The organism is Microbacterium sp. BH-3-3-3, from assembly GCF_007679045.1.
Taxonomy (GTDB): domain Bacteria; phylum Actinomycetota; class Actinomycetes; order Actinomycetales; family Microbacteriaceae; genus Microbacterium; species Microbacterium algihabitans.
Genome location: NZ_VEFS01000001.1, coordinates 1,456,205 through 1,474,455, shown reverse-complemented (window position 1 = coordinate 1,474,455; position 18,251 = coordinate 1,456,205). Strand labels below are relative to the sequence as shown.

At 68.2% G+C, this 18,251-nt stretch carries 17 protein-coding genes; 11 read left to right on the top strand and 6 right to left on the bottom strand.

What is annotated here, in order from left to right:
- Window positions 1-34: 34 nt before the first annotated feature.
- From FS769_RS06875 to nagA, 4 genes are read left to right on the top strand one after another with little or no spacing between them, the layout of a single operon-like run.
- On the top strand, window positions 35-1,042 hold the full coding sequence (locus FS769_RS06875) for an asparaginase (protein ID WP_144831165.1): 1,008 nt from the start codon (window positions 35-37) through the stop codon (window positions 1,040-1,042).
- Window positions 1,006-2,823 (top strand): copper homeostasis protein CutC, encoded by a 1,818-nt coding sequence (locus tag FS769_RS06870; protein ID WP_260979712.1) that lies wholly within the window; start codon window positions 1,006-1,008, stop codon window positions 2,821-2,823. The genes FS769_RS06875 and FS769_RS06870 overlap by 37 nt, the downstream gene beginning before the upstream one ends.
- Window positions 2,820-3,590 carry a glucosamine-6-phosphate deaminase gene (locus tag FS769_RS06865; RefSeq protein WP_144831161.1) on the top strand — a complete coding sequence of 257 codons (771 nt, stop codon included), beginning with the start codon at window positions 2,820-2,822 and terminating at the stop codon, window positions 3,588-3,590. Before FS769_RS06870 ends, FS769_RS06865 begins: the two co-directional genes overlap by 4 nt.
- Window positions 3,587-4,714 (top strand): N-acetylglucosamine-6-phosphate deacetylase, encoded by a 1,128-nt coding sequence (gene nagA / locus FS769_RS06860; RefSeq protein ID WP_144831158.1) that lies wholly within the window; start codon window positions 3,587-3,589, stop codon window positions 4,712-4,714. Before FS769_RS06865 ends, nagA begins: the two co-directional genes overlap by 4 nt.
- On the opposite strand, the gene FS769_RS06855 is transcribed toward nagA, so the two are convergent.
- From FS769_RS06855 to FS769_RS06845, 3 genes are all read right to left on the bottom strand, one after another.
- Window positions 4,701-5,858, bottom strand: a complete 1,158-nt coding sequence (locus FS769_RS06855; RefSeq protein WP_144831155.1) for a GTPase family protein — start codon at window positions 5,856-5,858, stop codon at window positions 4,701-4,703. The two genes, nagA and FS769_RS06855, sit on opposite strands and share 14 nt — an antisense overlap.
- 183 nt (window positions 5,859-6,041) lie before the next feature.
- On the bottom strand, window positions 6,042-6,845 hold the full coding sequence (locus FS769_RS06850) for a hypothetical protein (RefSeq protein ID WP_144831153.1): 804 nt from the start codon (window positions 6,843-6,845) through the stop codon (window positions 6,042-6,044).
- An 89-nt stretch (window positions 6,846-6,934) separates the two neighbouring features.
- Window positions 6,935-7,774, bottom strand: coding sequence for a shikimate 5-dehydrogenase (locus tag FS769_RS06845; RefSeq protein WP_144831150.1), 840 nt, complete (start codon window positions 7,772-7,774; stop codon window positions 6,935-6,937).
- Between the two features lie 317 nt (window positions 7,775-8,091).
- On the opposite strand from FS769_RS06845, the gene FS769_RS17225 reads away from it, so the two are divergent.
- Entirely contained in the window at window positions 8,092-8,892 is an 801-nt protein-coding gene (locus FS769_RS17225) for an HNH endonuclease signature motif containing protein (protein ID WP_144831147.1), read from the top strand.
- A 307-nt stretch (window positions 8,893-9,199) separates the two neighbouring features.
- On the opposite strand, the gene pdxH is transcribed toward FS769_RS17225, so the two are convergent.
- Window positions 9,200-9,847 carry a pyridoxamine 5'-phosphate oxidase gene (gene pdxH / locus FS769_RS06835; protein ID WP_144831144.1) on the bottom strand — a complete coding sequence of 216 codons (648 nt, stop codon included), beginning with the start codon at window positions 9,845-9,847 and terminating at the stop codon, window positions 9,200-9,202.
- A 112-nt stretch (window positions 9,848-9,959) separates the two neighbouring features.
- On the opposite strand from pdxH, the gene FS769_RS06830 reads away from it, so the two are divergent.
- The 4 genes from FS769_RS06830 (at window position 9,960) to FS769_RS06815 (ending at window position 12,591) form a co-directional block, all read left to right on the top strand.
- Window positions 9,960-10,403 carry a helix-turn-helix domain-containing protein gene (locus FS769_RS06830; protein WP_260979711.1) on the top strand — a complete coding sequence of 148 codons (444 nt, stop codon included), beginning with the start codon at window positions 9,960-9,962 and terminating at the stop codon, window positions 10,401-10,403.
- Window positions 10,400-10,747, top strand: coding sequence for a DUF86 domain-containing protein (locus FS769_RS06825; protein WP_186325443.1), 348 nt, complete (start codon window positions 10,400-10,402; stop codon window positions 10,745-10,747). Before FS769_RS06830 ends, FS769_RS06825 begins: the two co-directional genes overlap by 4 nt.
- 86 nt (window positions 10,748-10,833) lie before the next feature.
- The gene (locus tag FS769_RS06820) at window positions 10,834-11,436 is read left to right on the top strand and encodes a hypothetical protein (protein ID WP_144831141.1); all 603 of its coding nucleotides are present in this window, start codon (window positions 10,834-10,836) and stop codon (window positions 11,434-11,436) included.
- Window positions 11,437-11,514: 78 nt separating this feature from the next.
- Window positions 11,515-12,591, top strand: coding sequence for an alkene reductase (locus FS769_RS06815; protein WP_144831138.1), 1,077 nt, complete (start codon window positions 11,515-11,517; stop codon window positions 12,589-12,591).
- 48 nt (window positions 12,592-12,639) lie between these two features.
- On the opposite strand, the gene FS769_RS06810 is transcribed toward FS769_RS06815, so the two are convergent.
- Window positions 12,640-13,203: a dihydrofolate reductase family protein gene (locus FS769_RS06810; RefSeq protein ID WP_144831134.1), complete on the bottom strand. Its 564-nt coding sequence runs from the start codon at window positions 13,201-13,203 to the stop codon at window positions 12,640-12,642.
- A gap of 294 nt (window positions 13,204-13,497) precedes the next feature.
- Here FS769_RS06810 and FS769_RS06805 point away from each other — a divergent pair, with 294 nt between their 5' ends.
- The gene (locus FS769_RS06805) at window positions 13,498-15,294 is read left to right on the top strand and encodes a lipase family protein (protein ID WP_144831131.1); all 1,797 of its coding nucleotides are present in this window, start codon (window positions 13,498-13,500) and stop codon (window positions 15,292-15,294) included.
- A gap of 450 nt (window positions 15,295-15,744) precedes the next feature.
- Window positions 15,745-16,647: a GIY-YIG nuclease family protein gene (locus FS769_RS06800; protein ID WP_260979722.1), complete on the top strand. Its 903-nt coding sequence runs from the start codon at window positions 15,745-15,747 to the stop codon at window positions 16,645-16,647.
- A gap of 59 nt (window positions 16,648-16,706) precedes the next feature.
- Here the strand turns inward: FS769_RS06800 and FS769_RS06795 are convergent, their stop codons facing one another.
- The gene (locus FS769_RS06795) at window positions 16,707-18,218 is read right to left on the bottom strand and encodes an SPFH domain-containing protein (protein ID WP_144831125.1); all 1,512 of its coding nucleotides are present in this window, start codon (window positions 18,216-18,218) and stop codon (window positions 16,707-16,709) included.
- Window positions 18,219-18,251 lie beyond the last annotated feature (33 nt).

Below are 18,251 nucleotides of genomic sequence, written 5' to 3'. Positions count from 1 at the left end.
TTCCGCCCTCCCCACGGCATCGAAAGAACCACCCATGACCTCCCTTCCCCCCGTTCCCTCCCCGCTGGCCGACCTGGCCGTCGTCATCCGCTCGGGTGTCGTCGAGAGCCGCCACCTCGGCTCGATCGCGGCCCTGGCCGCCGACGGCTCCGTCGCGTGGCAGACCGGCAGCGGCGAGCAGATCCTGCCGCGCTCCACGGTCAAGCCGGTGCAGGCCCTCGCCTGCCTGGTCGCCGGGGCCGACATCGACGGCGCCGAGCTCGCGATCGCCGCGGGCAGCCACACCGGCGAAGACGTGCACGTCGAGGTCGTGCGCGAGATGCTCACCCGCGCGGGTCTCGACGACGCGGCCCTCGGCTGCCCCGTCGACTGGCCCGAAGACGAGCCGACGCGCGAGCGTCTGATCCGCGACGGCGAGCAGCGCTCCCGCGTGCGCATGAACTGCTCGGGCAAGCACGCCGCGATGCTGCTGGCCTGCGCGGTCAACGGGTGGGACACCGCGACCTACCTCGACCCCGCCCACCCCCTGCAGCAGCTGGTGCGCGCGACGCTCGAGCGCCTGTCGGGCGAGCCGGTCGCGCACGACGCGGTCGACGGCTGCGGCGCTCCCCTGTTCAGCGTCTCGCCGCTCGGGATCGCCCGGATCTTCCGCGCCCTCGTCACGGCCGAGCCCGGCACGCCGGAGCGGAAGGTGGCGGATGCCATGCGCGCCCACCCCCGCTTCGTCGGTGGCGATCATCACGCCAACACCGACGCGATGCTGCGGGTTCCGGGTCTGCTGTCGAAGGGCGGCGCCGAGGGCGTCATCGGCATGGCGACCGCCGACGGGGCGGCCGTGTCGATGAAGATCCTCGACGGCAACCCGCGCGCCACCACCCTCGTCGCCCTCACGGTGCTCGAGGCGCTCGGCGCCGACATCTCGAACGCGGGCGACCTGGTCGACCTGCCGATCCTCGGCGGCGGTGTCCCGGTCGGCTCGATCCAGGTGGGCGGCGACGTGCGCGCGTGGCTCGACGCCCCCGCCGCGAGCGCCGCACCGTGATCATGGCCGCCGAGTCGGCATCCGTCATCGAGAACACCCCGGCCGGGGCCCGCGCCCTTGTCGAGATCTGCGTCGACGACCTCGCCGGAGTCCTCGCCGCCGAGCGGGCGGGGGCCGATCGCGTCGAACTCTGCGCCGATCTGCTCGAGGGCGGAACGACGCCCAGCCTGGGAATGATCCAGGCGGTGCTCGCCTCGGTGCAGCGCGTGGGCGTGCAGATCATGGTGCGCTCGCGCGGCGGCGACTTCGTCTACTCGGCCGACGAGCTGCGCGTGATGGCTGCCGATGCCGCCGCCATCGCGGCCCTCGCCCGCGAGAGCAGCGTGCCGGTGGGCATCGTGTTCGGCGCCCTCACCGCCGACCGTCGCATCGACGAGCAGGCGCTCGATGCGATCCGCGCGGCCGCCGGCGACGTGCCGATCACCTTCCACAAGGCCTTCGACGACACCGCCGACCTGTTCGAGGCGTACGAGACGCTCGCCCACCACGGCGTCGTGCGCGTGCTGACCTCGGGTGGGGCGGCGACCGCGCGCGAGGGCGCCGACGTGCTGACGGCCCTGCGCGCCCGGTCGGAGGGGTCGCGGATGCCGACGGTGCTCGCCGGCGGCTCGGTCCGGGCCCACAACGTCGCGGCGCTGCTCGACAGCACGGGCGCCCGCGAGGTGCACCTGCGCGCGCAGGTCGCGACCGACCGCGGATTCCTCGAGACCGACGAGTCGCTGATCCGCGACACCGTCCGCGCCGTGGCCGACCGCTCGCGCGCGACGCTCCCCGCCGCGATCGCCGTCGACATCGGCGGCACCTCGGCCAAGGGCGCGCTGGTCGACGCCGACGGGCGGGTGCTGCACAGCTCGTCCGTCGCGACCGGCTCGGGCGCCGAGACCGTCTCGCGCATCGCCGACCTGCTGCGCGATCTCGTCGCCGCGGCTTCGGCCGAGGGCCGCGCGGTCGTGGGGGCGGGCGTCGTGAGCCCCGGCCTCATCGACACCGCCACCGGCACCGTCCACTACGCCTCGAGCCTCGGCTGGAAAGACGTTCCCCTCGCGCGGATCCTGTCCGACGCGGTCGGCATCCCCGTCGCCGTCGACCACGACGTGCGCGCGGCGGGAGCGGCCGAGTCGGCGTTCGGCGCCGCCGCCGGCTCGCGCGACGTCGTGTTCGCCGCGATCGGCACGGGGGTCGCTGCCGCGATCACCTCCGACGGCCGCGCCCTCGAGGGAGCCATCGCGGGGGCGGGCGAATTGGGCCACATCCCGGTCGTCCCCGGCGGCGAGCTCTGCACGTGCGGCCAGCGCGGATGCCTCGAGGTCTACTTCTCGGGAGCCGGCCTCGCCCGGCGCTACGCCGCAGCGAGCGCCGAGGTGGGCGACGAGATGCTCGTCGAGACTCCGGATGCCGCGGCCATCATCGCCCGCATCGACACCGACCCGATCGCCGCGCGCGTGTGGGCCGAGGGCCTGGACGCCCTCGCGACGGGCTTGGCGACCCTCACGCTGCTCGTCGATCCCGAGGTGATCGTGCTCGGTGGGGGCGTCGCGCAGGCCGGGGCCGCGTTCGTCGAGCCCCTGCGCGAGCGCCTCGCGGCCGCCCTCGTGTGGCGTCCGGTCCCGCGTCTCGAGACCGCCGCCCTCGGCACCCACGCCGGTCGCATCGGGGCCGCCATGCTCGCGTTCGATGCCGCGCAGCGCGCCGAGGTCACCCGTTCGTGGGTCGCGCCTGTCATCCTGGCTGAGCCCGCGGCATCCGGAACCGCCCCGACCGCAGAGGAGGCCCGTGCATGACCGAGATCGCGATCGTGAAGACGCAGGCCGAGGCCGGCCGAATCGCCGCCGACCTCATCGTCGCCGCGCTGGCGAAGCGCGACGAGCCGACGCTGGGCCTCGCGACCGGCTCGACCCCGCTGCCGGTCTGGTCGGCGCTGGCCGAGCGCTCGCTCGACCTGTCGGCGGTGCGCGGCTTCGCCCTCGACGAGTACGTGGGCCTGCCCGCCGGACACCCCGAGAGCTATCGCGCCGTGGTCGATCGCGACATCGTCGCGCCCCTCGGTCTCGCCCCCGAGCGCGTGCGCGTGCCCGGCGACGACGAGGGTCCGCTGGCCGAAGCCGGCGAGCGCTACGAGGCCGCGATCGCCGACGCCGGCGGAATCGACCTGCAGATCCTCGGCATCGGCCGCACCGGGCACATCGGCTTCAACGAGCCGGGCTCCTCGCTCGCCTCGCGCACGCGTCTCAAGGCGCTCACACCCGCGACCCGGGCCGACAACGCGCGGTTCTTCCCGCGCATCGACGACGTTCCCACGCACTGCCTCACGCAGGGCATCGGCACGATCCTCGACGCGCGGGTGCTCGTGCTGCTCGCGTTCGGCGAGACGAAGGCCCCCGCCGTCGCCGCGGCGGTCGAGGGTCCGCTGACCTCGTCGTGCCCGGCATCCGCCATTCAGCTGCACCGCCGGGCCGTGGTCATCGTCGACGAGGCCGCAGCCGCCCGGCTCGAGCACCGCGACTACTACCGCTTCGCCTGGGATCACCGCGAGATCGCGACGGCATGACCACCGACCTGCTGCTCACCGGCGCCCGGGTGGTCGACGCCCGGCGCGACCTGCCGGGTGCGTGGGTGCAGATGCGCGACGGGCTGATCGCCGCGGTGGGCTCGGGGCCGGCCCCGCAGGCCGACGAGCACATCGACCTCGACGGGACGACGCTCACCCCCGGCCTGATCGACCTGCACGTGCACGGCGGCGGCGGGCACGCCTTCGACGACGGGGCGGATGCCATCGCGGCCGGCGTCGCCGCTCACCGTCGCCACGGCACCACGGCCACGCTCGTGAGCCTCGTCTCGTCCCCCCTCGAGGTCCTGCGGCGTCAGCTCGACGGGGTCGAGGTCGCGCGTCGTGCCGACCCCGGCATCCTCGGCGCTCACCTCGAGGGCCCCTGCCTCTCGCCCGCGCGGCGCGGCGCGCACGATCCCGCCGCCCTCGCCCTGCCCGACGAGCGCTTCGTCGACCTCGTGCTCTCCGCCGAACCCGGCCTGATCCGCCAGGTCACGCTCGCACCCGAATTGCCCGGGGCGCTCGACGCGATCCCGCTCTTCGCGGAGCGCGGCATCCGCGTCGCCCTCGGGCACACCGAGGCCGACTACGCCCTCACGCGCGACGCGATCGCCCGCGGGGCGACCCTGCTCACGCACGCCCTCAACGCCATGCCCGCGATCGGACACCGCCTGCCCGGGCCCGTGCCCGCGGCGCTTGCCGACGAGCGCGTCACGCTCGAGCTGATCCTCGACGGGGTGCACGTGCATCCCGCGGTCGCCCACATGCTGCTGACCGCGGCGCCGCAGCGGGTGGCCTTGATCACGGATGCCATGGCCGCCGCCGCCCACGTCGATGGCGACTACCGCCTGGGAGACCTCGACGTCCGGGTGGCCGAGGGCCGCGCGCTGCTCGACGACGGCGTCACGATCGCCGGCTCCACCCTCACGCTCGATCGCGCGGTCCGCACGGCCATCGTCGACCTGGGGCTCAGCGCCTCGGATGCCGTGGGCGCGGCGACGGCGGTTCCGGCCGCGGCGTTGGGCGAGGCGACCCGCGGGCTCCTCGAGCCCGGCATGCGCGCCGACCTCATCGCGTGGACCGCCGACTGGACGCCGCAGCGGGTGTGGCTCAGCGCTTCGTGACGCGGCGCTCGAGAAGCTTCTTCGCGACGTCCATGAAGTTGGGGGCGTACTTGGCCCACTCCTGGTCGAGCTTTCGCACGTCGATCTTGCCGGTGTGCAGCAGTTCGCAGATCTTGAGCCAGCTCTCGCCCGTCGCCGCCGTCAGGGCACCGGCGACCGCGGCGTTCACGACGATCCCCGCGCCGGGGATGAGCTTGAGGAAGCTCGTCGCCAGCGCACGGCCCGCCACCTGCACGCCGAACTGCGCGAGCGCTCCCGCCGAGAGCATCGTCTTGACCTCGAGGTCGTAGATCGCGGCGATGCGGCCCATCATCGTGAGCTGAATCGGCGCCAGAGTGAGCGCATCAGAGACGGGAAGCGGAACCGTCGCCGCTCCCGCGGCCGCTGCGGCCGCCGCGGCGATGATCGGCCGCGCCATCTCCCTCTTCCACGGGAGGTTGAGCCGCTGTGCGATGCGAAAGGCGTCCTTATCGCGTTCGGGCGCGAGTTCGAGCGTCTCCGTGACAAGGTCACCGAGGCCGTGCCCCTTTCCCTTCCCGTTCTTGTCGCGGGTGGAGGTGAGGATGACCTGCCGGTAGGGGATGCGCAGCCGCTCGCCGGTGTTCGGATCGACCGGGTCGTTGAGCCAGTCGACGAACGCCTCGAGGTCCTTCGCGACGCCCTGGTGACCGGTGATCGGGTTCTTGATCCAGTCGACCTTCGTCAGCACCAGAATGACCGGAAGGCCCCGCGCATCGAGCTCGCGGATCATCGCGATGTCGGCCGGGGTCAGCCTGTCGTCGGCGGCCCGCACGCAGTACCAGACGACCGAGATCTGGTGGTCGCCGGGGTGAGCGGCGATGGCGTCGAGGTGGTTGCGCAGCTGCTGGTCGGGCGGGACCGGCGAGCCGATCTCGAACCCTTCGACGTCCCAGATGCCGAGCGAGTCGTCGCTGTAGAAGTGCACGCCGCGAGTGACCGGAAGACCCCGCCCGACCTTCGCCCAGTCGCGCCCGAACACGGCGTTGACCAGCGACGACTTGCCCACGCCCGACGCTCCGACGATCGCGAGGTTGAACCGCCCGTACCGCGACTTGGCCGCGGAGCTCGCCTCGATGAACGCCTTGTCGTCGAGGTCGGGTGTGTCGGCCTTCTTCTTCGCCATGGTGTCGGCCTACCCCCGGTGGCTCGCTTCGCGCCCCGCGGTTGCGGGATGGATCGAATCTACGTGCCGGGGCGGCGCGGGGCGCTTTCGGGCGTGGCCCTTGTGCGGGGGCGGATGCCGTGGGAGGAGGTTCGGCGAAGCTGGCCGAAGCGTTGACCCCCGCGTATCTCGTGGCTTGGCGACTCAGTTGCCCAGCATGTGCACCGCGTGTCTTCCGACGAAAAGGCGACCGGTCGCCCGCGAGAAGCGGTAGGTGCCGAGAAAGCCCAACCGGCGATTGAAGACATCGATGCGCCAGTCGTTGGGTGCGACATCCGGGAGCTCTCCCCACCTCGTTGCCAGGTCCTCGTAAAAACCGCGGCTTCCCGTGATGAAAATTCCTCGATGCCTGACGGCATCGGTGATGGTGAGAACTGACTTTCGACCTTCATCACGGATGCTCTCGGTCTCATCGCTGGCCCTTCCGAGGTGCGGAGGGTTTGAGTCCCCGGAAAGCAGCCCGAGATTGCTCGGGTCCTCGATACCGCGCGCCCACTGCAATGCGGATTCGGAGGGCGGTTTCGCCGGGCCGCCGGGATCGGCAGATGTGATGGCCTGGTGATTCAATGTCGCCCAGGCGACATAGGCGTCCAAGTTCGAGTCGGCGCCCCAGACCGACCAGATGAAGTCCAGAGTCTCGTCGCCAGGAGGGCGCCCCCGTTTTCGCCACGCACGAAATCCGCGGCCGGGATCACGCCATCCCAATCGCGCGACCGCAAGGTAATGAAGGCCGTGCCAATACGCCAAATACTGTGTACGGTCGATCGCCCTACCGCTTGTATCAGGGAGCACCGGGGCACGACTCCCCGCGAGCGCCCTGACGACCAGTTCGATCCCCCAAGAATCGGAAGTCGTGCCGGACAGCTCAGAATCGACGAGTCGGAATCTGTCCATTTTCCGCGGGTTGAAATGAGTGTGGTCCAATTTTCGCTCCATCGCCGCGGTCACCGAATGGAGACGCTTTAAGCCGAAGAATAGCCAGCAAGCTCGTCGGTCGACATCTCACGGGCCTTCACTCGAGCCGACCGACCCCCGCGTCACCCCGCCGCCACGGTTTCCCGCGAAAACTTCGCAGCCCGCGCGACCTGCTCGACCGTCGGGACGACGCCCGTGTAGGCGACGAACTGCCGCGCCGCCTGCAACGCGATGACGGCGTCGCCGCCGATCACCTCAGCACCTGCCTCGCGAGCCGCCGCCAGCAGCGGGGTCTCCGCCGGGAAGGCGACGACATCCATCACCACGGGAGACGCCCGGATGTGCTCGAGCGGGAAGGCGAGGGCGTCGGCGTGCGGCCCGTTCATGCCGATCGGCGTCGCGTTGATCAGCGTCGCCTCCGCGAGAGCCGGCAGGTCGGATGCCGCGGCGAACCCGTACTGGAGGGCGAGGGCGGCCCCGGTGTCGACGTTACGCGAGAGCACCGTGACCCGGTCGGCACCGCGCGCGTGCAACACCGCGGCGATGGCCTTCGCCATGCCGCCGGAGCCGTGCAGGATCACGGGGCGGGTGAGGTCGACGTTGTGGTCGGCGATGAGCTCGTCGATCGCGAGATAGTCGGTGTTCGACGCGGTCAGCACTCCGTCGTCGTTCACGATCGTGTTGACGCTGCCGATCGCCGCGGCCGACGCCTCGAGGGTGTCGACGAGCGGAATGACAGTCTCTTTGTGGGGCATCGAGACAGAGCATCCCCGGATGCCGAGGGCCCGAACCCCCGCGATGGTGCCGGCGATGTCGGTCGTGCGGAACGCCTTGTAGACGAAGTTCAGCCCGAGCTCGGCGTAGAGGTAGTTGTGGAAGCGCGTGCCGATGCTGGTGGGGCGGGCCGACACGGAGATGCAGACCGTGGTCCGCGCGTCGATGCGGTGTGGTGCGAGGCTCATCGGACCGGACCCCAGACGTGGGCTCGCTCCGGCAGCATCGAAATCTTTGTCACGGGCCTCTTCCCCTCACTCAACTAACACGTGGTGTCCATATGCGTCGCCATGGAGCCGGCCGATAGCGCGGATGGCCCAGCTCCCGATCGTCGGATGTCGATGGATCGAATCTGGGTGCCGGAACGGTGTGGGTGGCTTTTCGGGGGCCCCACGAAGGATACGAGTTACAGCGCTCGGTATGCGCGCGTCCGGGAACTAGCACGTATCATTCCCTCGCGCCCTAGAAGCGTTATGGGTGCGGTCGTTAGCCGCGGGCGGGGAATATGGGACGTCGAAGTCGGTACCGGGTCAATCATGGGGGCCATCTGTTGGCGACCGTGCTCACCGGAGGTCTGTGGGGATTTGCCTGGGCGGCCGACACTGCCGCGAAGCAAAGAGCACGCGCGCGACGCGACGCGGCGAACATCCTGCCCGCCGATTGGCAGAAAATCAGGCGCGCCGTCTACAAACGGGATGGGGGCGTCTGTCGCGGATGCGGCGGATCTGTCATTTGGGGCAGCGCCTACCACTGCGACCACATCTACCCGCGGAGCCTCGGCGGGCATCCGTCTGACATGGGCAATCTGCAGACGCTGTGTAGCGCGTGCAACCTTCGAAAGGGAGCACGAATAATTCCGGGCATGATGGGCGTTTGGCTCCCGGGGCGAGACCCGCTGAATAATCCCAACCGCACCGCGTCGGCCTCACGACCGCTCACGATGCTGCCCGCTGTCCCTACGCACGCGCCAAGTTCGGCACGGCAATTCTCGTCGGCGGATGCATCACGGCTTCGGGCACGCCTGGACATGATGAGCAGCCGTAGAGCGTCGATAGACGAGTTCGCCGAGGTGCTGGCCACGAGTGGCTTGCGCGGGTCGGCTGTGCTGTCGGACATCGCTGTGACGTGCGATCAAATGGGCTGTTCTCGGTCGTCGAGCATTTCCCGAACTGTGATTGAACTCGACGGAACGAAAAGTGCGGTCGAGCTGACTCGGACGGTACTGACCGAGTTGACCTGTCGAGGATGGCAATTCACCAACGGTGAACGCCTCCTCTGCCCGGACCACAGCGCCATGATTGGCTGATGGCAGCACCTCGCCTGTAGCGAGGTTGAATCACGTCTCGAAAGCCGCTCGCGAACTCGATCAAAGCGAGCATTCGTCAGTGGTCCCCCGACCCCGCAGGAGCGTCGCTGCTCTCGCACGAGGCGCAGCGTCGGCCGATGCTAAGGGCCCAGGCCGTGCGACTGCTCTGAAAGATCGACGAAAATCAGCCCGGTTGTTTCCATCTTCAGCCCCACCATAAGAACAGGTGTTGGAGGGCTCGACGCATCTGCCAGTGGACCACCGCCTGCGAGCGACCGATTGCTCGACGATCGCGTGATGAGAACCTCTACGGCTGCCGCCGCATCCCCACCCACTCGCCCGCCGCACCATCCTGCGAAAACACGATCCGGTCGTGCAGCCGCGACGGCCGCCCCTGCCAGAACTCGATCTCCCGCGGCTCGACCCGATACCCGCCCCAGTGCGGCGGACGCGGCACGACCGCGTCGTCGCCGAAGCGCGCCGACACCTCGGCCATCTGCTCCTCGAGAGCAGCTCGGGAAGCCACGGGCTGCGACTGATGGCTCGCCCAGGCCGACAGCTGCGATCCGCGCGGCCTCGACGCGAAGTAGGCGTCGTCACGTTCAGCAGGCAATGGTGTGGCCGTGCCGAGCACGATCACCTGACGCTGCAGCGCGTACCAGGGGAAGAGGATCGAGACAGAAGGATTCCCAACCAACGCCTGCCCCTTCCGCGAGTCCCGGTTCGTGAAGAACCACAGCGCACCGTCGTCGTCGACCCCGCGCAGCAGCACGGTGCGCGAGGTGGGCCGCCCTTCGCCATCGACCGTCGACACGACCATCGCGTTCGGTTCCGGAAGGTCCGCGGCATCCGTCAACCATGTCTGCAGCAGCGCGAGGGGCGACGCCGACAGGGCATCGTCGTCGAGCTCGGCGAGCGTGTAGTCGAGGCGGTGGGCGAGCGGGTTCTCGGTCATCGCGGTCCTCCGGTGGGTGGCTGGGCCACCAGCGTATGGCCGCGCAGCAGCTCGAGGGGCGTCGAACCGCGAAGATATATCGCCCGCGATAACCCCTCGGTAGACTGTGCCCGTGGACATCCGGGCGGGGCGCCAGGCGGCGGGCATGAGTCAGGCCGAGCTCGCCCGCGCTGCGCGTGTGCCGCAGCCGAACATCTCCGCCTACGAGAACGGCCGTCGGCAGCCCAGTCCCGAGGTCGTCGAGCGCATCCGCAAGGCCCTCGTCGGAACCCTCAACGAGCGGCTCTTCCGGCACCGCGACGAGATCCATCGCCTCGTCGACGAGTTCCACGCGGCGTCTCCGCGCGTCTTCGGCTCCGTTGCTCGGGGCGAGGAGACCACGTCGTCCGACGTCGATGTGCTCGTCGATTTCACGCCCGAAGCCGGTCTTCTCGACGAGATCGGCCTGCGTCTCGCCCTCACGGACCTTCTGCACGTCGAGGTCGACGTCGTGGCATCCGACACTCTGCGAGGAGAGTTCGGCGAGAGAGTCCTACGCGAGGCGATCCCGCTGTGACCGCGGACGATCGAAAGGCGCGCGACGCCGCCGCGCGGGTCATCTCGGTGTGCGAGGTGATCGCGCACATCGTCGAGCCGGGCGAGCAGCACTTCCTCGACGACATCCAAGCGCAGTGGGCCGCCGAGATGGGGCTGATCCGCATCGGCGAGGCCGTCGCGAAGATCCCCGCCTCCGTGCGCGAACGCTTCGACGGGCAACCGTGGCGGCAGATCATCGACATGCGCACCTTCGTCGCCCGGCGGGACGACGACCTCGATCCGCGTCGCGTGTGGCGCACCCTCACGCGTGATGTCCCACGTCTGCGGGACTATTTGTCCGACGTGATGCTCCCCGCCCTCTGAGACCCTTCCCGCACACCCCACGACCGCTCGCGCCGTCCTGCCCGCGCTGTTTCTGATCCCGGATGCCGCTGTGCGAGCCTGATCGCATGAAGCGCGCCGCGAAGATCACCCTCGCCGTCTCGGCGGTCGCTGTTGCGGGCGTCTGCGTACTCGCGATCTGGGGCTTCCCCCGATCCGATGCGCCGCCCCTCATCGATCAGGCGGCAGCCCCGCCCTCCGCAGCGCCGACCCCCACGGCGACCCCGCCGGTCACCGAGCTCCCCGCCTGGGCACAGGAGTCCCGCCCGTGGATCATCTACCCCGAGGGCTTCCGCTGCCAGGGCACCGAGGGGTGTCCCAACGACTTCCGCGCACTGATCGGCGAGCCCGGCGACGTCCTGCCGGACGGCGTGGAGTACTACGACCCCGCGAAACACGACTACAACCCCGACGATCCGACCCGGTTCGTCGTGATGCCGAGGCCGGCCGACGGCGTCGACCTCGGCCGTCGCTCCGGAGCCCAGGGCTTCGCGGTGGTCTCCGGCGCCGACACCACCCGCGTGTCGGCGTACATGGTGTGGTCCGGCGACTCGCTTGGCGCCATCGGCGAGCGCTTCGGGGTCGATCCCGCCCAGTTGACGAAGAACGGCGAGCCCGTCATCCCCGGTGAAACACAGATCGACCCGGGCGATCTTCTCGTCTTCCCGTGAACCCGCGCATCCCGGAATAGACCCGCACCCACGACCGTTGCGAACTCTCGGCCCGTAAACAACGAGAGGACCCCCTTCGTGAGCCTTTTCAGCCCCACCACCGTCGGCAGTGTCGGCGTCCGCAACCGTGTGTCGCTCGCCCCGATGACCCGCCTGCGCTCCGGCGCCGACGGCGTTCCCGGACCCATCGTGGCGAAGTACTACGCGCAGCGCGCCGGCATCGGTCTGCTCGTGACCGAGGGTGTGTTCCCCAGCGCTGAGTCGCGGGCGTACCCGGGTCAGCCGGGCATCGTCACCGAGGAGCAGGCTGCGGGCTGGGCGAAGGTGGCCGACGCCGTGCACGCCGAGGGCGGCGTCGTCTTCATGCAGCTGATGAACGGTGGACGCGTCACCCACACCGACATCACCGGAACCGACCGCATCGTCGCTCCCTCTGCCATCGCGATCGAGGGCGACACGCGCCTCGCCGACGGCACCAAGGTCGCCTACCCCGTGCCGCACGCGCTCGAGACCGAAGAGCTCGCCACCGTCCGCGACGAGTTCGTGAAGGCCGCCCGCCGCGCGGTGGATGCCGGCCTCGACGGCGTCGAGCTGCACTCCGCCAACGGATACCTCCTCCACGAGTTCCTCTCCCCCGCGTCCAACCAGCGCACCGACGGATACGGCGGATCCGCCGAGGCCCGCGCCCGCTTCGTCATCGAGGTCGCCCGTGCCGTCGTCGCCGAGGTCGGGGCCGATCGCGTCGGCATCCGCATCTCCCCCGCCCACAACATCCAGGACGTGTGGGAGAAGGACGAAGCCGAGACCCGCGCCACCTACGAGGCGCTCGTGTCGGGCCTCGCTCCCCTGGGCCTCGCGTACCTGAGCGTGCTGCACGCCGACCCCGCGAGCGACCTGATCCAAGACCTGCGTCGCACCTTCGGTGGCACCTTCATCGTCAACTCCGGCTTCTCGCGCATGACCACGCGCGACGAGGCCGTCACCGCCGTCGACGAGAACATCGCCGACCTGGTCGCCGTCGGTCGTCCCGCGATCGCGAACCCCGACCTCGTCACCCGCTGGCAGAAGGGCGCCGACGAGAACGAGGTCGACCAGGCCTCCGTCTACGGCGGCGGCGAGACCGGATACACCGACTACCCGTTCCTCCAGGACTGACCTCCGGATGCCAGGGCCTCGCGCGACCAGTTCGCGCGGGGCCCTTTCTTATGCGAGGGGACGGTAACGCTGCACGACCGCACCCGAACGGAACGCGCGCTGCTCGACGAGCTCGAGGTGGATCTGATCCCGGATGCCGTCGAGCAGGCGTGGTCCGTGCCCTGCAACGACCGGATGTACGACGAACGTGAACTCGTCGATGAGCCCGTGCGCCGCGAGCGTCGCGGGGAGCTTGACTCCGCCGAGCGCGATGCCTCGCCCCGGCTGTTCCTTGAGTCGTCGGACGGCGTCGACGACGTCGCCCCGGATGAGTTCGGCGTTCCAGTCGACGGCGTCGAGGGTTCCGGATGCCACGACCTTCCGCATCGGATCCATCACCTCCGAGAACGCGACCTCGCTGTCGTCCATCCAGTCGGGCCAATCCCCCGACTCCGGCCGGCGCCACGCGCCCTCCATGAGTTCGAAGGTGGTGCGGCCGTAGAGGAGCGTGTCGGAGCGGCGGAGCTCGTCGGTCCAGAACGCCATGGACTCGGCGTCCGGCGGGAGGCCGGCTTCGTGGTGGACGCAACCGTCGAGGGTGGTGTTGATGGCGTAGCGGAGAGGTTGGGTCATATGAGCATTTTCACTGTGCTGAGCCCGAACCCACTTGTTTCTACTCTCATCTGCTCGTCGGCCGTGCGCACCCTCGATCATTCAAGCCCGGATCGCAGTGGTATATGCGCAACGAGCTTGGGAAAGGGAGCATCGTGAGCGCTCCAAGAAAGCAGAAATGAACCCATTACGCATCGACGCTCTTGGGCTACGTGGACGTGGGTACATTCCGATACTACGAAGGAGCTTATGTAGCCTGGGTCGTGACAGAACAACGTGGTGGTCACGTCGTGTCGCAACTGAAAGCAGCCGCCGATGCCAGACTCTCCCTCCCTCATCTTTCTCCACGGCGTCGGCGATGGCGATGTTGAGGACGGTTGGCGGGAAGTGTTGTCCCAAGCGCTGCAACAACTCGACTACCCCGGCCTGAGCGGAACGCACGTGATCGCGCCGAAGTACGCTCATGCCTTGAGGGGCACCGATTACAAGCTGCCCGTACCGGACCCCACGCTCAAGAGACTTTCGCGCGACGACGAGCGAAAGAACCGCCGCGACTTCGAACATCGAATGAGCGCAATGGAGTTCCGCCTCGGTCACCATGATCCCGGGAAGATGCTCTTGAATGTGAACCCCTTGATCGGTGCTGCTGTGGCGACTCCCCCCTTCGTCCAGGCCCGCAACTACCTGACCAAACGCGAAATACGCGCCCAGGTACTGCGGCGCATCCTGGACGCGCTACCTCCGTCCGGCAAAATTGTTATCGTGGCCCACAGTCTCGGGTCCGTGATTGCCGCAGACCTCGTTCCACGCCTCCCGACACAGATCGAAGTAGTCGGGATGGTGACTATCGGAAGTCCTTTGGCTCACGGGGCCTTCGACGTAGAAGGTTTGCGAACCTCCCTCCGGGAACCGCCGCCCAGCCTTGCCTGGTGGGTGAATTTCTGGAATGAGCCGGATCTCGTCGCGGCGCATCGCGGGGTGTCGTCCGTCTTTCCTTGGATGATCGACCTTCGTATCGACTCGAAGACGATGCTCCTCCCCGCGCATGCATGTGCGACCTATCTGGCGAACGAAACCGTCGCTGCCGCAATTGGCTACGCGCTCTTCGGTTCACTGTCAAAGGAGATCGCTCCGGCTAATAAGGATGTGGACGCGATCCTCGATCCTGCTGAGCAGATGGCGCTCCTAGCTCTGAGGTACGCCAACCTCCTGAAGTCGCGATTGAAGGGAGAGCAACGTGCCAGATTTGATGGAGCCCTTCGTCATGTTCAGGCGGCGGTCGTTGAAGATTTCATCGCGAGAGCGTCGGGCGAGAACAGAGCGCTCCCGACGGCTATGACGAACCTCGCGTTTGACTTCTCCGACCCTCTCTCGCCCCTGCCTGAACCGCAGCCCGCCCATCATCTGTCTCGGGAAGACTCCATCGTCCTTCTGACTGTTCTGGCCTCGGAGAACGTGATCCGACCATTCGAGATCGAGATCGGCACGGACAAGCGGCGAGAAGCTATGGAGGATCTGACCGCCGAGATGGGCCTGACGAGCCAATTCGGCGCACAGGTTTTCGATGCGCAGTCGGAGGCACGCCGCGCCCTAGGTGGCGGCTTCAAGGTCAACTTAGTCAAGCTTGGCGCGTTGGGAGTTGGCGCTACAGCAATAGTCATCGCTACAGGTGGCCTCGCCCTGGCGGCTGGAGCGGGTCTAGCGGGAGCGGCCGCGCTTACGAGCGCCCTCGCAGCGTTCGGCCCCGGGGGAATGATGGGCGGACTCTTGACCGCGGGCGCACTACTCACCGCAGGCGGTGGCGGTGTCGCCTTCGGACTTGCCGGCGCAAGCACGACTGCGGCCGCTCTCGAAGCCATCATCGAACGGCGGCTCGCAGCAGAGATCCTTCGCAAGAAGCAGGGTCTGAAGCCAGACCCTGATGTCTGGGCAGTGCTGACCGAGATCGAGCGACAGGTCCGTCGAGACCACGAGCGCTTGGATGAACTTTCGGACTCCGACGCCCCCTCCCTGAAGGACCTTCGACGCAAGATTGAGACAGTGGAGCGCGCCTTGACCTACTTGAGAGAGAACGACCTCGAGCCGTCACCCGACGACAAAACCCAGCCCTGACCCTGAGCTCCGGCGGGTCGCTCCCGCGTCGGCTCTTCGCTGGCGCCTCGCTCCCATCGGCCCTGTACCTGGACGAGCTGTAGGCCGCCCCCGCGAGCGACCTGATCCTGGACGCGCGCCACGCCTTCGGTGGCGCCTCAATCGTCGACCCCGATTAGATCCCCCGCTAGCAGAAGGGCGCCGACGAGAACGAGGTCGACCAGGCATCCGTCTACGGCGGCGGCGAGAACGGATAGACCGACTTCCTGTTCCTCCGGAACTCATCTCCTGATGCGCGGTCTCGCGTGCCCGTTCACGCGAGGCCCTTGGCTATGTCCGATGGCGGTAGTGAACGAGCACCGGTGGCCCGCAGGCGTCGGCCCGAGATGGGTGCAGCGACCCAGAACGCGACAAGCATTGCGGCGAAGAGGCGGGAATTTTCTCGCACTCCTGTAGACATGTTCGGTGGCAATGAATGATGCAGAGTTCGGCGAACCAGCTGCCAATGACTACGAAGACGTGGCAATGGACGAAGACACGGAGTCAATAGAGGACTCTCTGCCTGCCGCCGACGTTGTGGAGCTAACCGCACGGCAAGAGATTGAAGCGCTCCTGGAAGACGATGAGTCTCGATTGGGAGACGTCTACCGCCTGCACGTTCTTGAGGCTTTGGCCCCGCAAGAAGTGGCCGATCGGCTCAACGTCGCGACGGTTGGCTTCGTTTATGGATATAAGTCGAGAATTGACGCAATCCTCGACGGCAAGGTGACGACAGGGGCGACTCTTCAGACTCAAGTCACTGCAGCTGTCCGTTCCTTCGTGAAGCGGAGCCGCGCTCAAGTGAGCGCGGCAGCGGCGCAGCTACTCGTTAGCCACCTTGCGCTCGCAGAGCAGGCTCTCGCCGAGCTCACGTCGTCTGAGACTTCAGTGGAAGAGCCCCCGCGGGGAGACGATGCAGACGTCGACGCAGGACACCTTGATGGCAAGCCAGGTATCTATGCCTTCTCCTATGGGTGGTACCTAGAGAAGCCCGTGGACGAGAGGTCTGGCAACACTCTGATCAAGGTCGGCCAGACCTCAGATGTTGGCAGTCGCATCCGGCAGCATCGCGGTGGTGCGCGAGCGCACATGCCCGAGCCCTTGGTGGTCGTCCGTGTGTACACGGCCGGCGATTCGGACCCGGCCGTGGTTGAAAAGCAATTTCATCGACTTCTGTCGACGGCAGGTCACAACAATCCCCGACGCGCGAGCAGCAGGCGAGCGAATGAGGTTGGTCAAGAGTGGTTTCTCACGAATGAGACTTTCTTGGACGCGATTGCTAGCGTGCTGAATCTCCGAACCGAATTCATCGGCCGGTCCGCGTTCGTCGAGTAGCGCAGCGGCGCCTCCGAAGTCAGGGGCCCCGCTACCCACGCATGGCCCCCGCCGACTGGCTACGCGCGCTTTCGCGCTGTGCCCTGGATGTCACTGCCCTCGGCGGCCACGGGCTCAGCGTCAATGAACGACCGCGACGACGCCACGCCACGCCCGAATGCCTGCCCCTGCAGAATCGCTCCTAGGTCGACACCCGTCGCCGACTTCACGCTGTCGAACGTCGCAGCCAGACCCGCAGCCTGCTCGCGGGCGATGTGCGTTCCCGCAGTGTCTCCGCCGACGAGGGTGACGTTGCCGACGTTCTGATACCCTTTCGCGAACTCCGCCATGAGCGCGGGAAGCTGCCCGATGAGCTCGCGCCCCAGGATGGCCTCCTGGTTCTCACGTAGCGCCTCCGCCTCGGCCTGAATCGCCGCGGCGCTCGCCTCACCCTTCGCCCGGATGGCCTCCGCCTCGGCGTTGGCCTGAGCCCGTAGAGCCTCGGCCTCGGCGCTGGACTTGGCACGCAGCGCCTCGGCCTCCGCCTCGGCACGCGCGCGCACGGCAGCCGCTTCGGCGGCGGCCGACGCCTGACGGGCCTCTGCCTGTCGCTGCACCGCGTAGGCCTCGGCGTCCGATTCCTGCTGCGCCACCTGGCGATCGGTCTCGGCCTTCTTCTGGCGCGCGTACGACTCGGCGTCGGCTTCGGTCTGCTTGCGGTACTTCTCGGCATCCGCGACGCGCTTGACGTCGGCGTCGAGCTCGGCCTGACGGTTTTCGGCACGCTGCACGAGCACGGCCTGTTCACGCTCCGCGCGGGCGAGGTTCTCGGCCTGCTCCGCCTCGGCGTTCGCGCGACCGACCTCGGACTTCGACGCCGCTGTGTTCTTGTCGAACGCGGTCTGCTCGATGAGGTTCGCTTCTTCGGTTGCGAGCTGACGTGCCTTGACCTCGCGGGCCGCCTCGATCCGCGCAACCTCGGCCTCGCGCTTCACGCGCTCGACTTCCTGCGCGCCGAGGGCCTCGATGTAGCCGTTGCGGTCGGTCACGCCCTGGATAGCGAAGGAGTCGAGAACGAGACCCTGGGCGAGCAGATCGCCCTTGATTCCCTCCGCGATCTCGTCACCGAGCTTCTGACGATCTTGCATGACCTCTTCGACGTTCAGCTTCGCGACGACACCGCGCAGGGCACCCTCGAGCTGCTCGGTGGTGAAGACGTCGATCGCCTGGTCCTGCGAGGCGAAGCGCTCGGCGGCAGCGCGGACCTGGTCGGGCAGCGATCCGATCTTCACGAGCGCGACGCCGGCCAGGTGAATGGTCACGCCGTTCTTGGTCTGTGCGACGGGCTCCATCTTGATCTGCCGAGAACGCAACGAAATGCGATCCGAGCGCTGAGTCAGCTTGTTCACGAATGCGCCGCCGCCGGTGATGACCGTCATATTCGACGTCAGGCCGTCTTCACCGCGCTGCTTCTTGCCGACGATGACGATCGCCTCGTCCGCCTGCGGCACCTGATACCAAGCACGGAAGATGAAGAATCCGATCAGCAGGATCAGCAGCACCGCCCCTACGGCCAGAGCCACACCGATCATCCAAAACAGGTCACTATTCACGACTGGCCCCCC